Source organism: Streptomyces hokutonensis (genome assembly GCF_000376565.1).
GTDB classification, from domain to species: Bacteria; Actinomycetota; Actinomycetes; order Streptomycetales; family Streptomycetaceae; genus Streptomyces; species Streptomyces hokutonensis.
Genome location: NZ_BARG01000017.1, coordinates 14,142 through 36,145 on the forward strand (window position 1 = coordinate 14,142; position 22,004 = coordinate 36,145).

A 22,004-nucleotide genomic window follows, 5' to 3' on the forward strand; every position below is an offset into this window, starting at 1 on the left:
GCATACCCGGGCCGAAACACTCCGTCGTGCCTGCCGTTGCGGTCCTTGCCGTCGCCATCCTGTTCACCGGGGGTTGTTCGAGCGCCCACGACACCTCCCTTTCCGGGGATCCGTCCGAGAGCGCGACGGGGGTGTCCGAGTCGCCGAGCCCTTCGCCGACCCCGTCTGTCACTCCGCCGTATCCGACCGGGGCGTCCGGTTGCCACGACAACACGGGGTGGACGGCCGAGGATTCCAAGGACTGGGTTCGGTTCGTCGTCGACACGCCCCAGGAGAACTATGTGGACGAGGGGTCGCTGTCGGTCGTCAGCCTGCCGGGGTACGACGGACCGCTCTGCCGGAAGATCACTGTGCAGGTCGAGTTCTGGAAGCTGGTGTACGGAGTCGCGGACGGCGCCGACGGCGAACGCCTCTCGAACGGGTTGCAGCCCAGCTACTACTTCGACATCCGCAGAGTGAAACGCGTCGAACTCCACACGGACGCGGGCGTCGACCAGAAGATCGCCCTGCCCGCGTCCCTCTACGCGACGGACCGCAGCCCCTGCGAGGGCGCCCTTCTCTCGATCACCGTGGGCAAGCCGCTGACCAGCAAGGAACTGCCCAAGGAGGTCGACGTCGGCGGCGCACGGGACGTCTCGGGGCGCGCCACGGTGGACTTCCGGTCGCAGCGGGTCGCCGACTACGAACTGTCCGAGCCCTCGGCACCGCAGGTGTGCAGCCCGGACGGCAAGCCCACCGCCGACCCGGCCGATGTACCCGCACCGGGCTCCCAGCCGACGGACCTCTACCCGACGCCCGAAAGCAGCTTCGACCTCGGCGACATCTTCGACACTTCCGCGCCCTCAGCCATTCCCTCAGCCATTCCTTGAGCCATTCCTGAGCCCGTTCCGCGGGGCCGGGCGCGCACCGACTTCCTGACCTCTTCACTTCACCCTGGGGAAATCACATGCGTACGTACACCGCCGCCACCGTCCTTTCCGGCGCCCTCGTCCTCTCGGCGCTCGTTCTTCCGGGCGCCGCCCAGGGAGCGGAGCACTACGATGCGGCGACGGATCTCAGATCCCTCGCCTCCCACAACGTCCGGCCGAAAGACGCCATCGGCGGCACCACCTTCAAGGACGGCGTCCTCAACAAGGGCAAGGACATCGTTCTCGGCGTGACGGGCAAGAAGGCCGTTCCCGTCACGTTCACCGCCTTCGACGAGGAAGGGCTGGCCCTCACCCAGGCGTTCCTGTGGCAGGGCACCGACAGTTCGAACACGGACACCATCACCGGCGCCCTGGGGACGGACGACGACCCCGTCTGCACGGAGACGACGGTCGAGGGCGGCTACAGCTACAGCTGCAAGGCGGTCTTCACCATCGACCCCGCGGTCGACTTCAAGGACGGCAACGGCACCGCGGGGCCCTGGAAACTCTTCCTGGGCGCCTACGACCTCTACTTGAACATCAGTATCGACGACGACGTCGCCAGGCCCAGCATCAAGCGTGCCGCCACGCTGACCGCCAACGCCTCCCCGGAGCCGGTGAAGAAGGGCAAAACCATCACGGTCACCGGCAAGCTGAGCCGCGCCAACTGGACCACGGGCAAGTACGCGGGATACGCGACCCAGCCAGTGAAGTTGCAGTTCCGCAAGAAGGGCAGCAGCACCTACACCACCCTCAAGACGGTCAAGACCAGCAGCACCGGCACCCTGAGCACCACCACCAAGGCCGGATCCGACGGCTACTACCGCTTCGTCTTCGCCGGCACCACCACGACCGGCGCCGCGACGGCGCCCGGCGACTTCGTCGACGTCAGGTAGGCGGCTTCCCGGCGAGACGGCGGTGGCCGGTTCGCAGAGGCGCACCGATCACCGCCGATGCCGCCTGGAGCACGCTCAGACCTGCTCCGTGCGCGCGTCGCCGAACCGGCTCCCGGTGCGCCGGCGGGCCATCAGCGTGGCCAGGGCGGTACGCGAGGAGACCCCGGTCTTGCGGAAGGCGCGGGAGACATGGGTCTCGACGGTACGGCGGCTGACGTAGAGCCGGTCCGCTATGGCCTGGCTGGTGAGCCCCTGCGCCACCAGTTCGGCTATCTCCAGCTCCCGGGCGGTCAGGGTGGCCAGCCGCTCGGCGAGTTCGGCGCGGTCCGGGGAACCGTACGGAGTCTCGGCGCCGCCGCCGGGCGGAGGGGTGGCGTCGGCGAGGCCGACCAGGATTCCGCTGCCGCCCGCCTCGGCGAGCCGGCGCCCCCTGAGCCAGGCGCGCGTGCCGTCCCGGCCATGGCCCGCCGCCGCTTCCAGCGGGGCGCCGAGCAGCAGCGAGTAGGCCTCCCAGAAGACCGCGCCGCAGCGGGCGCTCTCCGCCGCGGCCTCCGCGAACAGATCCGCCGCCGCTGCCGTGTCCCCCTGAGCCAGCGGCAGATGGGCGGTGCTGCGCAGCGCGGACGCCCGTTGCATCGGCAGCCCCAGTTGCTCCGCCTCCTTACGCGCCCGCTCGGCCCAGCCGCGGGCCTCCTCGGGCCTGCCCGTCACCAGTGCGGACGTGACCAGGATCTCCAGGTAGAGCGGGCGCATCGAGGGCTGGATCCGCTGCAGTTCGGGGCCGCCCGCCTGGAGCATCGCGTCCCGGGCGCGGACCGGATCGCCGGCCATGAGCGCGGCCCAACCGAAGATGCACCAGGCCGTGGAGGCCCACCAGTCGACCCCCGTACCGGCCGCGGCCACCGCCTCCTCGGCGACGGCGAGAGGGCGCGGATCGCCCGGCGGGCAGCCGGCGACGAGTGCCGCGGCCTTGCTCGCCAGTACGACCGCGAGCAACTGGTCGCTGCCGATCCCGCGGGCGATGTCCTCGGCCTGCTCGGCGAGTTCCAGCGCCGAGGGGATCCGGCAGGTCTGGACCCGGACATGGGACAGGCACAGCAGCAGATGGGGCACGACATAGAGCTGGCCGCTGCGGCGGGCGATGTCGAGGCCGCGCTCCGTGTGCCGCTCCGCGTCCGGGTAGTGCTCCAGGAATGCCTCCGCCCAGCCGAGCCGGGCCAGTGGTTCGCACAGTGCGGTGAGATCGTTGTCGGGCAGGGAGTCGACCAGGGCGGCGGCCTGCCGGGCAAGTCCGTGCGCTGCGGTCATGTTGCCCTCGTACGCTTCTCCCAAGGCTGCTACGGCGAGGACGCCCGCCTCCCCGACCTCGTCCCCCATGGACCGGGCCGCCGCGAGCGCCCCCTCGACCTCCGTGCGCACCTGGGCGTACGAGGTGTCGCTGCCCTGGGGCGCGGCCGAGCCCAGCTCCAGACCGAGCCGGACGACGTCGGCCGGGGCAGGGTCGCGGGCCAGCTCGCGGCGTAACAGCGCGACTGCCTCGGTGCAGCGCCCCAGATGACGCTCCACCAGCGCGCACAGGACGACCGCGCGCACTCTGAGGCCCTGGTTCTCGCCGGAGGCCGGGCCACCGGATGACCGCCGCGGGGTGGCGATCAGCTCCTGGAGCAGGTCGCGGCTCTCGCGCAGACCACCGCACGCGGCCAGGGCACGGGCCCGCCTCAGGACCAACTCACGGCGCCGGGAGGCGTGTTCGGGAGTGTGCGGAAGATGGCGGAGTGCCACATCGAGCCAGTGCGCGCAGCTCGCCGGGGCCGTTCGGGCGGTTCGTGCGGCGGCCTCTTCGAGTACGGCCACCGCCGCCGGGTCCCAGGCGGTCAGCGACTGTTCCACATGGTGGGCCCGCTCGGCGGCGGAGGCGCCCGCGCGGGCCAGTTCCTGCGCGGCGAGCCGATGGATCTCGACGCGACTCAAGAAGGGCGTGCTTTCGTGGACGAGGGTTCGCACGACCGGATGCCGCAGGGTCAGCAGGCCCTGCGGGGCGGAGCGCAGCAGGTCGCGTCGGGTGAGAGCGTGGACGTCGGCGGTGAACGCGGTGCCGGAGCGGCCGGTCACCCGGCTCACCATCGCCGGGGTGGCGTGCTCGCCCAGTACCGCCACGGCATCGACGATGCCGCGCCGGGAGGGGGCGAGCACGGTCAGTTCGTCCAGCAGCAGGCTGACGAGCCCGGGCGGCGCCGAGGGCTCGGGCGTCGTACGCCCGCGGTGGGCCTGAAGGAGGGTCAGGAAGTAGAACGGATTGCCCTCGCTCGCGGCGTACAGCGCGGCGGTCTCGGCGGGCGGCAGGCCGGGGCCGGCCAGTTCGGCGCAGTCGCGTGCGCTCAGCGGTCTCAGACCGAGTCTGACGACCGTGCCGGTGTCGAGTTCCCGGGTGAGCCTGGCGGCGAGAGACTCGGGACTCTGCCGGTCACGGCGGGTCACGGCCAGGACGACGGGGGCGTGCAGGGGATGGCGTACGAGATGGTCCAGCAGCTCCAGTGACGCCGGGTCCGCCCAATGCAGATCGTCGAGGGCCAGCAGCAGCCCCGACGGGGTGGCGAGCCGGGCGAGCAGGACGGCCGCGGACCGGTGCAGTCCGAAACGGTCGACCGCGCCGCCCCGCTGAAGAAGGGGTGCCACCGCGTCGGTCTCCTGGAAGCCGTCCAGGGCGTGCGGGTCGAGGTGGGCGAGCGCGTCGGTGAACACCTGGAACGGCACCTGCCGCTCGTACTCCGTGGCTCTGCCGCGCAGTACGGTCATTCCGCGTCGGCGTGCCCGTGCGCAGACCTCGCCGAGCAGCCGACTCTTGCCGATGCCTGCCTCACCGGTGATGTCGACGAGCCGGGAGCGGCCACTGTCCCCGAACTCCTTGCCCCTCGCCGTTCCACGCGCGTCGCGTGCAGCACGGTCGAGCAGCGCGTCGAACCGGGCCAGCTCGACGGAACGGCCCAGCAACGGAGCCCCGTTCCCGCTGTCCCCAACTACCCCGTCCGCTCGCACAGTTGCCCCCCTGTCTTTACATTCCCCTCACATATCATTCTCTCCCGGTGATCGTCGTAACCGCCGCTTCGGTGAACCGGGACGGACGGATCTCACAGGGCGAGAGACTCTGCACACAGGAAAGGAACTCCGCTGTGCGAGGGTTCCATCCTCTTGGCTGAACTGGGCGCACGCGGCTGTTGCTGTGGTTGGCGTCCAACTCACCGACCTCCAAGGGTCATTGAGGGGCCACAAAGACAGGAACACATCGACAAGCACCACACAGGACTGACACGGATCAGTACGTCTGACCTGGGAAAACGGCAAAGATGAGCATTGATCGACAAGGGTCGCCAAGATCCTCAAAGGACTCATAATCCGTCGGCCGTGGGTTCGAGTCCCACCCGCCCCACCACTCGCTACGCGAGCAGAATCGATCTGACCGGCAACTTCGCTGGAGGGTCGGGCGAGTTGAGGGTCCTGGCGACCTTGTCGCGATCAGGATTTCATGATCGTCTGGATGGATTCTGGACGTCGATTCCGGTCAAGTCGGGTATGGCGCCTATGGGGTAGTTCGTGTCGGCGTTGAGCAGGCCTCCGCCGACTCGTCCCGTGGCGGGAAGCGGCCCATGGGAACGCCCCGACATCCAGTGCGCTTCCCTCGCGTGGTCTGTTTGTGATCGATGGCTGCGCCCAATGTTGGTGATATATCTTGGGTACATACATCGTGGATGTTGGAGGTGTCCGATGTCCGTCACGCAGATTGATCTCGACGACGAGGCGCTGGCCGAGGCCATGCGGCTCATGGGTGTCACGACGAAGAAGGAGACCGTCAACACGGCCCTTCGGGACTACGTGGCGCGGATCAAACGGCTTGAGGCCGCGGAGAAGCTGGCCGCGCGGGGTGCGCGTGGCGAGTTCGAGCAGGCCGCGGCGGCGCATGACGCGGAGAAGCGTGCGCGACGCGAGGCCTTCGAGTGATCACGTATCTGGTGGACACCTCGGCTCTGTGGCACCTGTTTCGCACCCCAGGTGCATTGCAGCCCTGGGAGGGACACATTGCCGCCGGGGTGTTCCACCTCTGCGAGCCGACACGGGCCGAATTTCTCTACTCGGCAACCAGCCCGTCCCATCGGGATGAGCTCGCAGAGGAACTGGACGCGCTCTGTTTGCTCTCCCCGGTTCCGAAGAACGCCTGGCGTTGGGTCGACACCGCCCAGTACAAACTGACCCAGCGGGGCCAGCACCGCGCCGCTGGAGCGATCGACCTGTTGGTGTGTGCGACAGCTGTGCACCATGGGCACACTGTCCTCCACGTGGACAACGACTTCGCGACGGTGGCCGGAGCTCTCAAGGACGTCCAGCAGCGGGACGTACGAGCCTGATCTTTCGGAGCCGTTCACGCTGTCGGTTTGTTGGCCTCTTGATGATCGATCCCCAAGTCACTGCCCACCTGGGCGGTGGACTTTCCGTGCGCTTCACCGATGGCGCTCAGCGTCGGGTCGCCGAAGATGTTGTTGCGGCCCTCGGCCGGCGGGCCCCACGCCTCGATCTGCACGCCGCGCTCGGCCATGAGGGCCTGGTCGTCGGCCATCGTCGACGCCGTCCAGAAGATCGCCGACGCGCACGGTGTCCCGATGGCCCAGGTCGCGCTGGCCTGGGTGCTGAAGAACCCCGTCGTGTCCGCGCCCATCGTGGGCGCCACCAAGACCCACCACCTCACCGACGCCGTCGCCGCGCTCGACCTCACGCTCACCGACGACGAGATCGCCGCGCTGGAGGACCCGTACACCCCGCGCCTGCCCACCTACTTCTGATCGGTCGGCCAATGGCCTGCCTGCGGGCCCCACTTCCCCTGCCTCACAGCGATCCCCGTCGTCGGCCGGGACGGCGAGGCCGACCCGCTCGGTGTCGATGCTCACCGGCTCGTCGTCGGCCTGAGCAGCAGTCCGCCGGCCGTGGCGGTCGCCGCCAGCAGTGCCGCGCCGATGAACAGGCTGACGCGCATGCCGTGCAGGAAGTCGGCCCGGTCGGCGATGAGGGCGCCGAAGACGGCGACGGCGAGGGCCCCGCCGAACTGGCGGGAGGTGTTGAGGACGCCGCTGGCCAGGCCCGCCTGCTCCGGGCGCACGCTCTCCAGCATCAGTCCGGTCATCGCGGGTACGGCGAGGGCGCCGCCGAGGGAGACCGGGATCATCAGGACCGTGACCAGCCGGACGGGGGTGGTTCCGGGCAGGAAGAACAGGAGCAGCAGGCCCGCCGCCATGATCCACATTCCGGTGGTCATGACGAGCCGGGCGCCGAACTTCCGTACCAGTCGGGCGGTTTGGAGGGCCACGACGCCGGTCAGCAGCGTCATCGGCAGGAACGCGACGCCGGTGGCGAGCGCGGACAGGCCGCGCAGTTGCTGGAAGTAGAGGCTGAGCAGGAACGTCAGGCCGTAGAAGCCGATGTTGAGGGTGAACCCGGCCAGCAGGGTGACGGTCACCGGGCGGGAGCGGAAGAAGGTGAGCGGCAGCATCGGGTGACGGCCGCGGGCCTGGGAGCGCAGGAACACCGCGAGCGCCAGTGCCGACAGCGCCGAGGCGGCGATCACCGGGGTGTCGCGGAAGCCGTACTCGCCGCCCTCGATCAGCGCGTACGTCAGACCGCCCATCGCCAGGACCGCGCTGATCTGCCCCGTCCAGTCGAAGGGCACGGGCCGTCGTGGGGAGCGGGCGACGCGGGTGAGCAGTCCCAGGGCGACGGCGCCGACCGGCAGGTTGATGAAGAAGATCCACCGCCAGTCCACGGCGCTCAGCGCACCGCCGAGCAGCGGTCCCGCAGCCGAGCCGACCGAGCCGCCCAGCGCCCAGAACCCGAGGACACGGGCGCGTTGGGCGGTGTCCGGGTACGCCTCGCGGATCAGGGCGAGGGTCGCGGGCATCATGACCGCCGCGCCCGCGCCCTGCACCAGGCGGGCCGCGACCAGGACGGGCAGCGTGGGCGCCAGGCCGCCGGCCGCCGAGGCGATCAGGAACAGCCCCATGCCCACGCCGAACGCCTGCCGGGCGCCGATCCGGTCCGAGACGGACCCGGCGGACAGCAGCAGCGCGGCGAGCACCAGGGTGTAGCCGTCGACGACCCACTGCAGCCCGGTCATACCGCCGCCGAGGTCGGCGCCGACGGTGGGCAGGGCCACGCTGACGATCAGCGCGTCCAGGGTGATGACGAAGAAGCCGAGCAGTGCGGCACCGAGCGCGAAAGCGGGGGCGGTTGTCCTGCCGCCGCCGGGCGGAGCGGTGGCAATGGGCGCCTGCGTGCTGGTCATCGGGACTCTCCTGGTGACGTGATCCTTCGAGCTCTCAGCGTGCGAGCGGACCCTCGGGCGTACCAGGCCGGGTTGTGCGGGGGTGTGGGATGCGAGGTAGTGACAGGGCCCCTCAGATGAGATGCGGGGGCGTCGGACGCCTGCCTATCGTCGAAACATGTCCCCCCTCACGATCACTCTCAGCAACGGTGTGGAGATGCCCGCTCTCGGGCTCGGCGTCTTCCAGACACCGCCCGATGTCACGACCGCCTCGGTCGAGGAGGCCCTGCGCGTCGGCTACCGCCACATCGACACGGCCGCCGCCTACGGCAACGAGCGGGAGGTCGGCGACGGCATCCGCCGCTCCGGCCTCGCCCGTGACGAGGTGTTCGTCGAGACGAAGCTGTGGATCAGCGACTACGGCTACGACAGCGCGCTGCACGCCTTCGGCAAGAGCGTGGGCAAGCTCGGCGTCGACCAGCTCGACCTGCTGCTGCTCCACCATCCCCTGCCCTCCGCCTTCGAGCGCACCCTCGACGCCTACCGCGCGCTGGAGAAGCTGCTCGCCGACGGCCGGGTACGGGCCGTCGGCGTCAGCAACTTCATGCCCGAGCACCTGGAGCGGCTGCTGGCCGAGACGTCCGCCGTGCCCGTGGTCAACCAGATCGAGGTCCACCCCTACTTCCAGCAGACCGCGTTGCAGCGCCTGCACGGCCGGCACGGCATCCTGACCCAGGCGTGGTCGCCCATCGGCGGCATCACCTCCTACCGGGGCGGCGAGAAGCGGACCTTCGACGACCCCGTCCTGCTGGAGATCGCCGGGCAGCACGGCAAGTCGGCCGCGCAGGTCATGCTGCGCTGGCATCTCCAGGAGGGCCGCTCCGCGATCCCGAAGTCGGTCCAACCCGCCCGTATCGCCGAGAACTTCGACGTCTTCGACTTCGAGCTGACCAGCGAGCAGCTCGCCGCGATCGACGCGCTCGACACCGGCGTACGCGGCGGACCGGAGCCGGACGCCATCACGCTCGAGGCCTACGGCGTCGAGATCCCCGAGGCGTGAAGTCGCTGCGCCGACGCCTTCGCTCAGCACATCGACGTATCGCTGACTCCGCCTCTGTCCTCACGTCACGGAAGAGCCCCCGTCATGACCCGCACCACCCCTCTGACCGCCCTGGTCGTCGGCGCCACCGGCAGCGTCGGCACCCTCGTCGTCGCCGAAGCCCTCCGACAGGGCCACCAGGTGAAAGCCCTCGTCCGCGACCTCGGGCGCGCCAGGACCGAGCTGCCTCAGGCCGCTTGGCTCGTCACCGGGGACCTCACCGATGCCTGCACCCTCAAGGAGGCCGTCGACGGCATCGACGCCGTGGTCTTCACCCACGGCTCCCACGGCGGGCCCGGCCAGGCGGAACGCATCGACTACGGGGCCGTCCGCAACACCCTTGCGGCACTGGGCGACCAGTCGGCCCGGATCTCGCTGATGACCGCGATCGGCGTCACGGGCCGCCCAAGGAACACCGACGGCACGGTCCGCGACGACATGATCACCGACGCCCACGCGTGGAAGCGCCGCGGGGAACGCCTGGTCCGCGCCAGTGGGCGCCCGTACACGATCGTCCGCCCCGGCTGGTTCGACTACAACGCTCCCGGCCAGCTCGCCCTGACGATGCTTCAGGGCGACACCCGGCACGCCGGCAGCCCCAGCGACGGAGTCATCGCCCGTCGGCAGATCGCCCAGGTCCTCGTCTCCGCGCTCACCTCGCCCGAGGCCGATCACAAGACCCTCGAACTCGTCGCCGAGCACGGTCCCGCCCACTCCGACCTCGACCCGCTGTTCGCCGGCCTCACCGCCGACGTGCCCGGCTCCCTCGACGCCGCCCTGGACAGCGCCAACATGCCGCTCGACGCCGAACCCACAGCCGTACGGCAGGACTTGGAAGCCGTCCGGCACGCCAACCATTCTTGGGAACGCCCATGACGGAGAACATCAGCGGCAAAGTCGTCGTCATCACCGGTGCCAGCAGCGGACTCGGCGCGGCGACTGCCCGGCACCTGACCGCACGCGGTGCCAAGGTCGTGCTCGGCGCCCGCCGACTGGAGCGGCTGGAGGAACTCGCCGACGGTGCGGGCACCCGGGGCGGGTGTGCCGGACCGCTCGGCGGACTCGGACTCGGTTTCGTCCGCACGCGGTGAGGCGGGGGAGGCGGAACAAGGGCCGATCGCGGCACCCGCCGTCATGACCGTTCCTCCTGTGAGCAGGCCGCGGAGCACTGTGCGGCGAGGGGGACGACTCATCGCTGGGGCGCACTCAGCCGTTCACGCGTCGCGCGCTGAGCCACTGGACCATCGCCGGGTCGCGGTGGTCGAAGAACAGCGAGCCGCCGGTGTCCAGAGTGGCGATGGCCGACATCTGGTCGTCGGTGAGCTCGAAGCCGAAGACGTCGAGGTTCTCCGCCATGCGCTCGGGCCGGACCGACTTGGGAATCGCGACAACGCCCCGCTGGACCAGCCAGCGCAGCACCACCTGGGCCACGGACTTGCCGTGCTGCTTGCCGATCTCACTCAGCAGCGGGTTGGTGAACAGGTCGTTCCTGCCCTCGGCGAACCCGCCCCAGGACTGGATTTGGACCCCGTGCTCGCGCATCAGGTCCTGGTAGTCGGCGCGTTGGAAGAACGGGTGGGTCTCGATCTGGTTGACCGCCGGGGTGATCTCGTTGTTGATGATCAGGTCGAGGAGCCGGTCCGGGTAGAAGTTGGCGACGCCGATCGCCTTGGCCAGGCCCTCCCGGTTCAGCGCCTCCATGGCACGCCACTGGCCGTACACATCGCCGTAGGGCTGGTGCATCAGGTACAGGTCGACGTGGTCCAGGCCGAGTTTGGCCAGCGACGTCTCGAACGCCCGCCTGGTGTTCTCCTCGGCGGGTGCGTCCTGGACGTACAGCTTGGTGGTGACGAACAGGTCCTCGCGCGGTACGCCGCTGTTCTTGATGGCGCGGCCGACGGCCTCCTCGTTCTCGTAGGAGGCGGCCGTGTCGAGCAGCCGGTAGCCGGCCGCGAGGGCCTCGGTGACGGCCTGTTCGGTCTGCTCCGCCGGGATCTGGAAGACGCCGAAGCCGAGGATCGGCATGTCGACACCGTTGTTCAGGGTGACGCTCTGCATGAGGGGTGCCTTTCGAGCGGGATGCGGGTGTGGAGCACGGGCCGGAGGCCGGCCGACGCTCGGACACGGGCGGGAGGTCCCTGCGCGACCGGTGCGCAGCCCGCCGGAATTCACCTTCGCGCTCTTTCGCCACGGGTGGCAGGCCGAGCCGTGCCAGGGGGTGGCGAGCGGGGCAGTGACAGGGCCCCTCACATCGCTGCCACGCAGGTCAGAGCGGTGTGACACTGAAGGGCATGGCATCTGAGCAGAGCAGCGACGGCGGCGCCGAGCTGGGCCGGTTCCTGCGTGCCCGCCGCACCCGGACCGCACCCGAACAGGTCGGCCTCAAGGCCGGCACCGGCCTGCGCCGCACCCCCGGCCTGCGCCGCGAGGAGCTGGCCACGCTCGCCGGGATCAGCATCGACTACTACGTACGTCTGGAACGCGGCAAGGAGATCCACCCCGGTCCCACGGTCGTCGACGCCCTCGCCCGCGCCCTGCTCCTCGACGCGTCCGAGCACCGGCACCTGCGCGAGCTCGCTTCCCGTGCCGCCTACGCCCCCGTAGCACCGCCCGCGCCCGGCCACACCGTGAGACCGCAGTTGAGGGTGCTCCTCGAGTCCGTGCGCCCGAACGCGGCCTATGTCGTCAGCCGCACCCTGGACCTGCTCGCCTCCAACCCCGGCGCGCTCAGGCTCTTCGCCGGCCTGGGCGACTGGCCGCCGCCGCTACGGAACTTCGCCCGCTACGCCTTCCTCCACCCCCTCGCCCGCGACGTACTCGACGACTGGGACGAGCAGGCCCGTGCCTGCGTCGGCCGGCTGCGCGCCCTGGCCGGCACCGAACCGGACGCCCCGGACCTGGCCGACCTGGTCGGCGAACTCCTGGCGAAGAGCCCGGACTTCGCCGACCTGTGGAACCGCTTCGACGTCAAACCGCACGCCCCGGACCCCAAGACCTTCCACCACCCCGAGGTCGGCGACCTCCACCTCGGCTACGAGTCGATGCCGATGGAGCACAGCCACAAACAGCGGTTCGTCGTGTTCTTCGCCGAGCCGGGCACCTCCGACCACGACAAGCTGATCCAACTCGACGCGGAACGCGGGGAGTTGGGGCTCGACGTGGAGGAGGGACGGCTGTCCCGGCGCCGGGCGGCCGACTGAGCAGCAAGGAACTCCCGTCTGTTCAGGGGGTCATGGCGTCGCGCACAAGCGCGGTGTCGACGAACTGCTCGAAGCGCACGATGAGTCCACCGCGTACGACGAAGTGGTGCGCGACGCGGACGTCGATCGCCTTGGCGGTGGACTTGTTGACGGCGGTGTAGCGGGCCAGGACGACGACGTTCTCGCCGTCGACGACGTAGGTGTCGTCGTGGGCGGTCCAGTCGTCCCAGTCCTGGCCGAGCTTCTCCATCACGTGGGACGTGACCCCGTCGGGGGTGCGGTAGGTGCCGGCGAGGGGGAAGCCGGCCATCTCCGTCCACTCCACGTCGGGGGCGAGAGTGGCGCGGAGGGCTTCGAGGTCGCCGGCGGCGGAGCCCAGGTACTGGCGGCGTACGACGTCGGCGGGGGCGGTGGAGGTAGCGAACTCGGCCATGGTCAGCCCCACTTCATCTCACCCTTGGCGACCTTCGCGCCGATCTGGGCGGCGATCAGCATCCCGTTGTCGGGATAGCGGGCGACCAGTGCCTCGGTCAGCGCGGCGCCGTCGGCCGCCTTGCCGAGTTCCTCCTCGAAGGCGAGCAGGTAGTCGCGGGTGGCGGTGATGGCGGAGGCGTCGGCGGCGGTGCCGGGCAGCCGGTGGCCGGGGACGACCAACTCCGGCTTCAGGGCGGCCATTTCGTCCAGCAGGTCGACCCAGGACGCGCGGTCGCCCGGGGTGGGGGTGTCGGCGACCCAGACGTGCTCCTGCTGGAAGAGCAGGACGCCGCCGAGGAGGGCGCGGTGCTCGGCCTGCCAGAGGTAGTGGCGGTCGGGCAGGCCGGCCGGGCCGCCCTTGAGCTGGAAGCGGTGGCCCTCCAGGGTCAGGGCATCGCCGGTCAGCGGGGTCAGGTCGACCAGGCGGGTGGGGAGGTTCGGGCCGAGCGCGGCCCACGCCTTGAGCTTGCCCTCGTAGGAGTGCCGGATGTGCTCGATGACGAGCGGGGTGGCGACGAACGTCGCGTCGGGGAAGGCGTCGGCGATCACCTCGGCGCCGAAGTAGAAGTCGGGGTCGGCGTGGCTGACGAACACGGTGGTCAGCTTCTTGCCGGAGTCGAGGATCTCGGCGGCGAGGCGGTGGCCGTCGGCGCGCGTGAAGGCGGCGTCGACCAGCAGCGCCTCCTGCTCGCCGGTGACGAGCGTGGCGGTCTTGTTCTTGCTGCCGGCGGGGAAGTCGAGGTCGAGGACCTTGAAGGAGAGGCTGCTCATGCGGGGGCTCCTTTGCACAGGGGATGGAGTGGGGGCAGGGGAAGATCAGTGGACGGAGAAGCGTGCGTCGACCTCGTCGGCGGTGGCTTGGCCGTAGGCCAGCGGGGTGACGGAGTCGCCGTCGACGGCCAGCAGAGTGGGGAACCCGGTGACGCCGAGCTGGACCGCGCGGCGGAAGTCGGCGTGGGCCGCGGTCTGTGCCTCGGGCGCTTCGAAGGCGGCGACGACGGCGTCCGCGTCGAGCCCGGCGGCCTGGGCGACCGTCCGGTAGGTCGCCGCCTCGGACAGGCTGCGTCCGTCGACGTAGAAGGCGGTCTGGAGGGCCGCGGCCAGCTCCGCCGCGCGGTCGGGGGCGACCTGGCGCAGGGCGGCGACACCGCGGGCGGCGGCCTCGGAGTCCATGACGAACGAGCCGTCGGCGATCAGCCGCTCGTAGCCCTCGCCGAACTCGGCGCCGGTCAGCTCGGCGATCTTGGCGTTCGCGCCCTGGACGTAGCCGAACTCGCGGATCGGCACCCGGCGCGACCCGGTGAACAGGCCGCCGGAGACGACCTCGACCGGCAGTTCGGGATGGCGGGAGGCGACCTCGCTCAGCGTTCCGGAGAATCCGTGCGACCAGCCGCAGTAGGCGTCGAAGACGTAGACGAGCTTCATGGATGACCTCGAAGGCGTGTCCTGCCCACCTGGTGCGGGCATTCGTCTGACGAAACAGTAACTGACTAGTCAGGTATTTCCGGATGGGTGTGAGGTGGGACACACGGGTGGAGCTGTGGTCATTGCATCGGGCAGTCGCCCGCCCGCAGGTGGGCGGTCGCCGGTCCGCAGGTCAGGGCAGCCGGGGCAGCACGTCCCGGGCGGTGTGGCTGAGGATGCGGAGGTCCTCCGCGAACCGCTCGCGGTCCTCGACGGGGAGCGGTGCCACGAAGTACCGCTTGATGTTCGCCACGTGCACCTGGGACGCGTGCACCGCCGTCTCCTCACCCAGCGGCGTGAGTCGCACCAGCTTCGCGCGCCGGTCCTCGGGGGAGTCGGTGCGCGCCACGAGTCCCGCCGCCACCATCCGGTCCACCAGCCGGGTGGCGCCGCCCGTGGTCAGGACCTGTTCCTGGGCGATGGCCCGCATCGACATGCCCGGTGCGCCCGCCCGTCCGAGGATCAGCAGCACCTCGAACATGAGATGGCTGATCCCGCACTCCTCCTCCAGGGCCCGCCCGAGGATGTACTCCAGTCGGTTGGCCGCCCCCTGGAGCCGCCCGAACGCGAGGATCAGTTCGTGGTCGGCGGCCTCCTTCGCCGTACCGATGCCCGCCTGCTCGCTCACGGCCTCGCCGCCCCTTCTGCCGTCCCGGGTATCACCGTACCGATCATGCCCGGGGCGGCAGGGTGTCAGGTCCGGCGGGCGCGGTCGCGCGGCACCGGCCGGCGCGCCCGCCCCAGGGCTACACCCCTGGGCGCAGTCCCAGCCGGCCGGGCGTCGGGTCGCCCTTGACCTCGCCGAAGTACAGGGCGGAGGTCTGCTTCCAGCGTTCGACCGCGGCACGGTCGAACATGAAGCGCGGGAAACCGTCCACGTGGGCGTTCGGATACTCCCGGATCCGCTTCAGTCCGGCAGGGGGAGTGACGTCGGTGCGCTGGCCCCAGGCCATGAAGGGGTGCCCGGCGCCGATGGCGAATGTCACGGGGGAAGTGCTGACGGCGGACCCCGCGGTGCCGACGCCGATCGTCTTCCGGCCGCCGAAGACCGCGTCGCCCGGGGAGTTGCTGTCCCGCCCGAACTGCACGTCCTGCGTGGCGAATTGGGCCACCCAGTCCCAGCCGTACGTGCGGGCGTACAACGAGAAGAGGTGGAGGACCGCGGCGTCGTCCCGCCGACCGTCGCCGTGTCGTACAGGAAGCTGAAGGCGATCGCCCCGGTGGCCACCCAGGCGCCCTGCGGATCCTTGAACGCGTCGTGGACCTTGGAGAACCCAGCGGGCTTGCAGTGCAGGAGGCGGCCCTGCTGCTTCCAGCGGTCGAAGTCCTGGAGGGTCTGGAACTGGACGAGGTCCGGGACGAGGGTGTCGGTGGCGAACTGGTTGTCGACGCGGACGTCGTGGTACTTGCTGTAGTCGACGATCAGCCAGACCTGCGACGCCCGGATGGAACTGCCGGGCCGGACGGCGCACGGGTTCGACGACTCCGCCTGGTCGGACGTGGAGCGAGTCGCCTTCGAGGACAAGTTCCCGGACACGCGGCTCCTCGCCTACCCGGGCGAGACCGCGCGCTTCATGCACCGCTGGGACCGGCGACCGCGGTCGGTCACCGGACGGCCGAAGGCGCGGCGTACGACCGGCTGTTCGGACGCATCGGGCAGGCGTTCATCACCAAGTACCTGAGCACAGCGGGCGGCACGGTCACGGTCAGGTCCGGCCTCGGCGACGCCTCCCCGATCGAACCGGGCTCCGACCCCGACCGGAAGACGGAGGACAACAGCCAGACCGCGCCGCTCTGGGTCCTCAAGCTCGGCTTCTACGAGAGGGAGGCCCAACGCCGCACGCTCGTGGGCCTGTTGGCGGACAACATCGGCAGCGACGCGGCCTACAAGGCGGCGCACCCGAACAGCAGCCGGGTCAGGTGCGCCGAGAACGCGCTGTCCGTCGGCTTCCTCGGCGTCGACGTCCTCGCCTCCGGCCTCACCGACGAGGGGCGCGCGGACCTGGCGTACCAGCTGCTCCACCAGGACGCCCTGCCGTCCTACGGCGCGATCATGGAGTGGATGTACGCCTGCATGGCCGGCATCGCCCGCGACCCGGACAGCCCCGGTGTCAAGCACTTCGTCCTGCGACCCCACGTCGATCCCACCGGCAGGATCACGCAGGTTCCGGGCTCCCACGAGTCGCCGTACGGCGAGATCAGGAGCGAGTGGAAGACGGAGGACGGAGGCGGGAGCCTCGTGTACGACGCGCTCGTGCCCGCCGACAGCGAGGCGACGCTGCGGCTTTCCGCGGTCTCCGCCGATGCCGTCCACTCGGGACGGACTCCGCCGGCCCGAGTGGACGGGGTGCGTCTCCCCGGCCACAAGGACGGCGTGGCCTCGTACAGGTTGCCCTCGGGCCGATACCACCTGACCGCCCGGCTCCTCCGGCAAGGGACTCCGCTGCTCACCGGTCGGATCCGTGGGTGCGGCGGCCTGCTGCCGTCATGACTCGCATCGGCGACGGTGGGGCCGCCCCCCCCGTGACGGCCCCACCGGGCGCTGGGCCCGTGCTGTGCTCACCCTCTTCCGGTGTCCGGACTCAGCAGCTGGCGAGCCACTTGTGGGACAGCACCTTGAGGCCGGGGCCGCCGCTGACGCCGGGGCCCTTCACGCCCTGTCCTATGCAGCCCAGATACCCCGAGTAGTTCGCTCCGGAATAGAGGCCGACCCCCTCGTACGAGGACGAAGTCCCGTTGTTGTAGACCGACTTGACGTTGCGGTCGTCGGCCCATGAACACACCACGGGCTCGCTGGTCCAGTCTTTGTCGGCGTTGCTCCAACTGCAGCGGTTTCCCGTGTAGTTGATCTGGTCCCAGACGCACAGGCTGCCGGAAGGGCAACTCGCGGCGGCTTCGGCCGAACCCGGTGCCAGCAGGCCCAGGGCCGCCACCGTGGCGGCGACGACGGCCGCGCTCAGAGTCCTGCGGACTGTGCGTGTTGTGACGTTCATTCATGGTCCTTTCCCGTGAGCGATCCTTCCGGCGGAGAACACGTCTCGGGCCGGCCCCTCGGTGGTGCGTGCACGGATCGTGGAATGCCGACCTTGTCGCGACCTTGTCGAAATCTTGTCCGACCTGTACGCGCCTGCTTCGCCGTCCTGCGGGAACGGCCGGGCGAAGAACCCGGTGCCGACCCGGGACCGGAGGTGAGGCGGCTGCACCGGGCGGTGCGCGTGTCACCGGAGGCCATCGGCAGCGGCAGCCGGGGGCTCGTCCTGAGGCTGACAGCCGACCGCCGACCGCCGAAGATATTGACGCAGTGTCAAATACCGTCGTTCACATGGGAGTTGGTGAGTTCACCGACTGTGAAAGGCCGCACACGTGCCGTTCCGGCCGTGTAGCTTCTACCCGTCAGTAGGGGTTTGAGCAAGGGTGGTTGTGTGGTTGCCTCTCCGCAGACCGAGAAGTTCGCCGCCTGTCTTCGGATGCTGAAGGACCGCAGCGGCCGGGGCTACGACAGCCTCGGCAAGCAGGCGGGCGTCAGTGGGTCCAGTCTGCATCGGTACTGCTCCGGTCTCAGTGTCCCGACGGACTACCGGGTGGTGCACGCCTTCGCCAAGGTGTGCGGCGCCAGCGGGGAGGAGCTCCGCGAACTCCACCGGCTGTGGGCGCTGGCGGACGCCGACCGGGACGTATCGGCCACGGCCGCGCCGGAGGCGGGTCCCGCGCCCGAAGAGCCTGTCGCGCCCGCGCCGGCGAGCCCCCCGCTCGACGACGACGTCGTCCCGCCGGAGATCACCCCCGACGAGGGCGGGAAGCCGCCCCGGTCCCGGTTGCAGGAGAAGCTGTCCTCCCGTTTCGCGATCCTCGCCGCCGTGGTCGCGGTGGTCCTGGTGGCCGGCTTCGTGTGGCTGCCCGGGGACTCCGGCGGTGACTCGTCGGCGGACGACGGCGAACTGCTGTACTCCCACGCGTGCCAGTCGGTGAGCATGGGGCAACACGACGAGTGCGTACGCGAGTTGCAGACCCTGTTGCTGCGGGCGAAGGGCAAGCTCGCCGTCGACGGGGACTTCGGGCCGGAGACCCTGCGCAGACTGACCGCGTTCCAGGTGCTGGCGGGTCTGCCGGCCACGAACGTGGTCGACGACGCCACCAAGAAGGCGCTCTACGCCCAGAAGGTGAGCATGACGACCTGGTCGCCGGCCAAGGTGACGAAGCTGATCCGCCAGGTGTTCGCCGAGGATCCCGACACCGCCGTGGCCATCGCCCGCTGTACGTCGTTCCTCGACCCGCTGTACGTACTTCCCAACACCAACGGCAGCCGCAACTGGGGCGTGTTCCAGATCTCCGACCGCCGCCTGTCGGAACTCGGCGGCACCCCGCTGCGGGCCTTCGACCCCGAGTGGAACATCAAGGCCGCCCACCGGCTGTGGAGCGCCGAGCGCGACTTCCACGACTGGCCTTCCTGCGAGGCGGCGTTGAAGAACTCACCGACGAGCACACCGAAGAGCTGAAGTCGGCCCGGAGCTCCGGGTGCCGCCGCGCGGCGACGCCCGGAGCTCCGCTCCCCCGGGAGCGGTGTCAGACCGTGCCGTCCTCCCACCACCAGTCGCGGCCGAGGTCGGCCCGGCTGTCGACGTGCTGGTGGTCGACGGTGTACGTCTCCAGCCCGGAGAACCCGCAGGTCTCCGCCTTCTGGTAGACGGTCTTGGTGGCCACGCCGGGCACGTCGAGGTCGGCCGCCGTGCCGTACAGGTGCATGTTGTCGCTGGCCCCGCCGATGTCGGCGTTGTGCGCGATGTTGCGGAAGCCGGAGTTGACCGTGATCGGCTTGTCGCCCAGCTTCTTGCGCAGCGCCTCCAGCTTGTACATGCAGCGCCGGACGTTCTCCTTCACCTGCGCCGTGCTCAGTTTGCCGCCGCTGAAGCCGCCGCCTGTCTGGTTCTCGAACTCGCTCCAGTTGAAGTGGAGCGTGGAGCCGTCCGACTGCTCCAGCGCGTTGAGCTTCGCCTGGGTGTTGGGTCCGACGCTGGCGTCGGCGGTGAGGCCGTACGCCGTCTGGAACCGCTTCACGGCCGCCGCCGTACCGGGGCCGAAGTCCCCGTCGATGCTCACCCGGCTGTGGCTTGCGCTGTCCGCCGCCCAGCCCGCGATCCGGATCTGCAGCTCGGTCACGTCGGCACCGGTGGCGCCCTGCTCCAGGGTGCGCGACCACGAATAGGCCTGTGCGACACCGGAGAACAGCAGCTGACCGAAGGCGACGCCGGCGCCGGCGGCCAGTGTGCCGCGCAGCATGGTGCGGCGGTTCATGGGACGGAAGGAGGAGGTCATGGTCGTCCTTTCAAAGAGGTCAGTAGGCGATCTGGAACGTCACGTTCTGCGCGTCGGTGTCGTAGGGGCCCACGCGCAGGACGAAATGGGTGCCGTCCTTGACGTCGGTGGCGACGGTCGCCCATTCCGTACCGTGGAGGGAGTAGGTGTCGTCGTTGTTGCACTTGCTCGTGTGGTCGACGAACACCACGCAGGCGTACAGGAACACCCCGGCCGGACTGTCCGTGAGGAGCCTCATGTTGATGTCGTTGCACCGCGAGGACGTCGTATAGGTGCCGTAGGACACGGGCGACGTGGAGTAGTGGTACGTCAGGGTCTTGGCGCCGCCGTAGCAGCTGGTCGCGGTGGCCGAGGACTGCGCGGAGGCGGGTGCGACGCCCACGCCCAGCAGCGCGGCCGCGGCGAACAGAGCCGAGGCGAACGCCCTGTTTCCGGTCATGGTGGTCTCCGTTCGGGTGCGGGGGTCAGAAGGCGATCTGGATGGTGGCGGAACTGCCTTCCAGATCCACGCCGTTGGGCACGGTGAACTTGGTGTCGTCCAGGACGTCGGTGGCGATGGTCGTCCAGCTCCGGCCGACCTTGGTCCAGCGGTTGCAGACGCCGGTCTTCGCGAACTTCACGCAGGCGACCACGTACTCCGCGTCGCCGCCGACGACGCGCATGTTGATGTCGTTGCAGCGGCTCGTGGTCCAGTACGGGCCGAAGTCGAGCACGTCGCCGTAGTGCACCGTGACGGCTCCGCCGTAGCAACTCGTCGCGGCCGCGGCGGAGTCGGCCGCGGCGGCGGGCGCCGAAACCGTGAGGGCCGAGGTGCGGTTGGCCAGCCGGTCCAGGTCGGCCTGGGTGCCGTTGAACACGTCGCCGGTCGCCGGTGCCTCGACACCCGGGAAGAGCGCGGCGTCGGTGTACTGCCACATCGCCCAGGTCGTCGAGCCGGCCGGCAGCGGCGGCTGGGTGATCGACGTGCGGTAGTCCGCGAGCTGGAGCGGATACCGGGCGAAGGCGGTGGTCGAGCCGAGGCAGTCGTCCAGGAAGGACTTCTGGGTGTAGATGACCGGCGTACGGCCGAACGCCGCCTCCACCTTGTCGAGCCAGGCCTTGGCGTCGCCCACCGTGCCGTAGGTGGGGCAGCGTCCGCTGCCGTCGTCCATGCGCTCCAGGTCGAAGACCGGCGGCAGGTCGCCCGCGCGCTGCCCGGTGTAGCCGGTCGCCCGCACGGCGGCGACGAACCGGTCGGCCTGCGCCCCACCCGTGTCGGCCGCGGTGCCCGTGTAGAAGTGGTACGGCGCGACGGCCAGCCCGGCCGCCCTGGCGGCCACGAGGTCGGTGGCGAGGTACTCGTCGGTGACGTTCAGGCCCCGGGTGGCCTTGACCGTCGCGAACTCGACCCCCGAGGCCTTCACGGCCTTCCAGTCGATCGGCGCGCCGCCGGGGTGCTGGTACTTGGCCGTGTCCAGGCCGTCGATCGCGTAGCCGGCCGGGCGCGGTGGCGTGCAGTACGCGTTGCGGCCGGACCAGTCCACCAGCTTCGCCCAGGTGTTGGGGCCCACGACGCCGTCGGCGCTGAGGTTGGCGCAGTGCTGGAGCTCGACGACACGGGACCTGGTCCCGCCCCCGAAGTCGCCGTCGATCGTCAACGGCGCGTAGTGGAACGGCTCCATGGCCAGGTTCAGCCGGCACTGGAGCTCCATGACCTCGGTGCCCTTCGCGCCCTGTTGCAGCGTCGGGCGGGTGTCGGTGTGGCCGCACACGGCCGGCTGCGCGGTGGCCGACGTGCCCGGGGTCGCGCAGGTGTGCGGCTGGGCGGCCCAGGTGTTCAGCGCCGCCCAGGTCCCCGGGCCCAGCACGCCGTCCACGCCGAGACCGGCGCACCGCTGGAACTCCTTGACGCGCGTCGCCGTCGCCGGCCCGAACGAGCCGTCCGCCGCGATCGGCGTGTACTTGCTCGGCTTCGTCGCGAGATTGAGCTCGCACTGCGCCTCGACCGTCGCGTCCCCCGTCGATCCCTGCTGCAGCGTGGGCTGTGCGCCGGTGTGCCCGCAGACCGCGACCGCGGCGGTGGCAGCGGACTCCGCGGCCTGCGCCACCGCGGGCCCGTACAGGGGCAGGAGCGCTGCCACGGCGAGGGTCAGACCCCGCAGAAGCGTCCGTTGTCCCATCAGGTGTTCCCCCTCTGGTGAGTGGCCGGGAGCCCCCGGCCTCCGGTCATGCTGGCAGCGGCCGTCCGGCGGTGGATCCTCCCGCTCCGGATCGGGACGCCGGGACAGTCGCGCGGCTGTGACCTGCGGGGACGCCGCACCGCTGGGACGGGCGTGGGACACGGGAGGCGGAGCGGGGGCGCGACGG

General features: G+C 70.4%; 22 protein-coding genes and 2 pseudogenes. 11 read left to right on the forward strand and 13 right to left on the reverse strand.

Features of this window, described 5'->3' with window-relative positions; translation table 11 throughout:
* Window positions 1–26 precede the first annotated feature (26 nt).
* Both SSP08S_RS07705 and SSP08S_RS07710 read left to right on the forward strand, forming a co-directional pair.
* On the forward strand, window positions 27–869 hold the full coding sequence (locus SSP08S_RS07705; RefSeq protein ID WP_245607848.1) for a hypothetical protein: 843 nt from the start codon (window positions 27–29) through the stop codon (window positions 867–869).
* Between the two features lie 77 nt (window positions 870–946).
* Window positions 947–1,804: a hypothetical protein gene (locus tag SSP08S_RS07710; RefSeq protein WP_019066998.1), complete on the forward strand. Its 858-nt coding sequence runs from the start codon at window positions 947–949 to the stop codon at window positions 1,802–1,804.
* 75 nt (window positions 1,805–1,879) lie between these two features.
* On the opposite strand, the gene SSP08S_RS07715 is transcribed toward SSP08S_RS07710, so the two are convergent.
* Window positions 1,880–4,795 carry a helix-turn-helix transcriptional regulator gene (locus SSP08S_RS07715; protein WP_019066999.1) on the reverse strand — a complete coding sequence of 972 codons (2,916 nt, stop codon included), beginning with the start codon at window positions 4,793–4,795 and terminating at the stop codon, window positions 1,880–1,882.
* Window positions 4,796–5,566: 771 nt separating this feature from the next.
* On the opposite strand from SSP08S_RS07715, the gene SSP08S_RS07720 reads away from it, so the two are divergent.
* Both SSP08S_RS07720 and SSP08S_RS07725 read left to right on the forward strand, forming a co-directional pair.
* On the forward strand, window positions 5,567–5,800 hold the full coding sequence (locus tag SSP08S_RS07720) for a type II toxin-antitoxin system VapB family antitoxin (protein ID WP_019067000.1): 234 nt from the start codon (window positions 5,567–5,569) through the stop codon (window positions 5,798–5,800).
* Entirely contained in the window at window positions 5,797–6,204 is a 408-nt protein-coding gene (locus SSP08S_RS07725) for a PIN domain nuclease (protein ID WP_019067001.1), read from the forward strand. Before SSP08S_RS07720 ends, SSP08S_RS07725 begins: the two co-directional genes overlap by 4 nt.
* Before the next feature lie 14 nt (window positions 6,205–6,218).
* Here the strand turns inward: SSP08S_RS07725 and SSP08S_RS63285 are convergent, their stop codons facing one another.
* Window positions 6,219–6,413, reverse strand: coding sequence for a hypothetical protein (locus tag SSP08S_RS63285; RefSeq protein ID WP_019067002.1), 195 nt, complete (start codon window positions 6,411–6,413; stop codon window positions 6,219–6,221).
* On the opposite strand from SSP08S_RS63285, the gene SSP08S_RS07735 reads away from it, so the two are divergent.
* Window positions 6,391–6,636, forward strand: a complete 246-nt coding sequence (locus tag SSP08S_RS07735; protein WP_019067003.1) for an aldo/keto reductase — start codon at window positions 6,391–6,393, stop codon at window positions 6,634–6,636. The genes SSP08S_RS63285 and SSP08S_RS07735 overlap by 23 nt on opposite strands.
* A gap of 101 nt (window positions 6,637–6,737) precedes the next feature.
* Here SSP08S_RS07735 and SSP08S_RS07740 read toward each other — a convergent pair whose 3' ends face one another.
* Window positions 6,738–8,129: an MFS transporter gene (locus SSP08S_RS07740; protein ID WP_019067004.1), complete on the reverse strand. Its 1,392-nt coding sequence runs from the start codon at window positions 8,127–8,129 to the stop codon at window positions 6,738–6,740.
* Window positions 8,130–8,286: 157 nt separating this feature from the next.
* Here SSP08S_RS07740 and SSP08S_RS07745 point away from each other — a divergent pair, with 157 nt between their 5' ends.
* The 3 genes from SSP08S_RS07745 to SSP08S_RS64765 all read left to right on the forward strand — a co-directional run bounded on the left by SSP08S_RS07745 (window position 8,287) and on the right by SSP08S_RS64765 (window position 10,298).
* Window positions 8,287–9,168, forward strand: coding sequence for an aldo/keto reductase (locus SSP08S_RS07745; RefSeq protein ID WP_019067005.1), 882 nt, complete (start codon window positions 8,287–8,289; stop codon window positions 9,166–9,168).
* An 84-nt stretch (window positions 9,169–9,252) separates the two neighbouring features.
* Window positions 9,253–10,083 carry an SDR family oxidoreductase gene (locus SSP08S_RS07750; RefSeq protein ID WP_019067006.1) on the forward strand — a complete coding sequence of 277 codons (831 nt, stop codon included), beginning with the start codon at window positions 9,253–9,255 and terminating at the stop codon, window positions 10,081–10,083.
* Window positions 10,080–10,298 carry an SDR family NAD(P)-dependent oxidoreductase gene (locus tag SSP08S_RS64765; protein ID WP_019067007.1) on the forward strand — a complete coding sequence of 73 codons (219 nt, stop codon included), beginning with the start codon at window positions 10,080–10,082 and terminating at the stop codon, window positions 10,296–10,298. The genes SSP08S_RS07750 and SSP08S_RS64765 overlap by 4 nt, the downstream gene beginning before the upstream one ends.
* Window positions 10,299–10,413: 115 nt before the next feature.
* Here the strand turns inward: SSP08S_RS64765 and SSP08S_RS07760 are convergent, their stop codons facing one another.
* On the reverse strand, window positions 10,414–11,265 hold the full coding sequence (locus tag SSP08S_RS07760) for an aldo/keto reductase (RefSeq protein ID WP_019067008.1): 852 nt from the start codon (window positions 11,263–11,265) through the stop codon (window positions 10,414–10,416).
* Window positions 11,266–11,498: 233 nt separating this feature from the next.
* On the opposite strand from SSP08S_RS07760, the gene SSP08S_RS07765 reads away from it, so the two are divergent.
* A complete protein-coding gene (locus SSP08S_RS07765; RefSeq protein WP_019067009.1) occupies window positions 11,499–12,407 on the forward strand; it encodes a helix-turn-helix transcriptional regulator in 909 nt (302 codons plus the stop codon).
* A 22-nt stretch (window positions 12,408–12,429) separates the two neighbouring features.
* Here SSP08S_RS07765 and SSP08S_RS07770 read toward each other — a convergent pair whose 3' ends face one another.
* The 5 genes and pseudogenes from SSP08S_RS07770 to SSP08S_RS60685 form a co-directional block, all read right to left on the reverse strand.
* Window positions 12,430–12,840, reverse strand: a complete 411-nt coding sequence (locus SSP08S_RS07770; RefSeq protein ID WP_043259318.1) for a nuclear transport factor 2 family protein — start codon at window positions 12,838–12,840, stop codon at window positions 12,430–12,432.
* Between the two features lie 2 nt (window positions 12,841–12,842).
* A complete protein-coding gene (locus SSP08S_RS07775) occupies window positions 12,843–13,652 on the reverse strand; it encodes an MBL fold metallo-hydrolase (protein ID WP_019067011.1) in 810 nt (269 codons plus the stop codon).
* Between the two features lie 45 nt (window positions 13,653–13,697).
* The gene (locus tag SSP08S_RS07780) at window positions 13,698–14,306 is read right to left on the reverse strand and encodes a DsbA family protein (RefSeq protein WP_019067012.1); all 609 of its coding nucleotides are present in this window, start codon (window positions 14,304–14,306) and stop codon (window positions 13,698–13,700) included.
* Between the two features lie 172 nt (window positions 14,307–14,478).
* Entirely contained in the window at window positions 14,479–14,973 is a 495-nt protein-coding gene (locus tag SSP08S_RS07785; RefSeq protein ID WP_019067013.1) for a MarR family winged helix-turn-helix transcriptional regulator, read from the reverse strand.
* Between the two features lie 118 nt (window positions 14,974–15,091).
* A pseudogene (locus tag SSP08S_RS60685) lies at window positions 15,092–15,882 on the reverse strand (hypothetical protein).
* Between the two features lie 54 nt (window positions 15,883–15,936).
* Here SSP08S_RS60685 and SSP08S_RS58150 point away from each other — a divergent pair.
* Window positions 15,937–16,773: pseudogene (locus SSP08S_RS58150) on the forward strand (alpha-L-rhamnosidase C-terminal domain-containing protein); the annotation flags it as partial.
* A gap of 154 nt (window positions 16,774–16,927) precedes the next feature.
* Here the strand turns inward: SSP08S_RS58150 and SSP08S_RS07800 are convergent.
* Window positions 16,928–17,338, reverse strand: a complete 411-nt coding sequence (locus SSP08S_RS07800; RefSeq protein ID WP_019067015.1) for a peptidase inhibitor family I36 protein — start codon at window positions 17,336–17,338, stop codon at window positions 16,928–16,930.
* Between the two features lie 429 nt (window positions 17,339–17,767).
* Between SSP08S_RS07800 and SSP08S_RS07805 the strand changes: the two genes are divergently transcribed.
* The gene (locus SSP08S_RS07805) at window positions 17,768–18,841 is read left to right on the forward strand and encodes a helix-turn-helix domain-containing protein (RefSeq protein ID WP_026178282.1); all 1,074 of its coding nucleotides are present in this window, start codon (window positions 17,768–17,770) and stop codon (window positions 18,839–18,841) included.
* Between the two features lie 67 nt (window positions 18,842–18,908).
* Here the strand turns inward: SSP08S_RS07805 and SSP08S_RS07810 are convergent, their stop codons facing one another.
* The 3 genes from SSP08S_RS07810 to SSP08S_RS54985 are packed head-to-tail and all read right to left on the reverse strand — an operon-like array spanning window position 18,909 to window position 21,817.
* A complete protein-coding gene (locus SSP08S_RS07810) occupies window positions 18,909–19,658 on the reverse strand; it encodes a D-Ala-D-Ala carboxypeptidase family metallohydrolase (protein WP_019067016.1) in 750 nt (249 codons plus the stop codon).
* Window positions 19,659–19,677: 19 nt separating this feature from the next.
* Complete coding sequence (locus SSP08S_RS07815; RefSeq protein WP_019067017.1) at window positions 19,678–20,097, reverse strand: hypothetical protein; 420 nt, start codon at window positions 20,095–20,097, stop codon at window positions 19,678–19,680.
* Window positions 20,098–20,122: 25 nt separating this feature from the next.
* Window positions 20,123–21,817 (reverse strand): GH25 family lysozyme, encoded by a 1,695-nt coding sequence (locus SSP08S_RS54985; protein ID WP_019067018.1) that lies wholly within the window; start codon window positions 21,815–21,817, stop codon window positions 20,123–20,125.
* Window positions 21,818–22,004 lie beyond the last annotated feature (187 nt).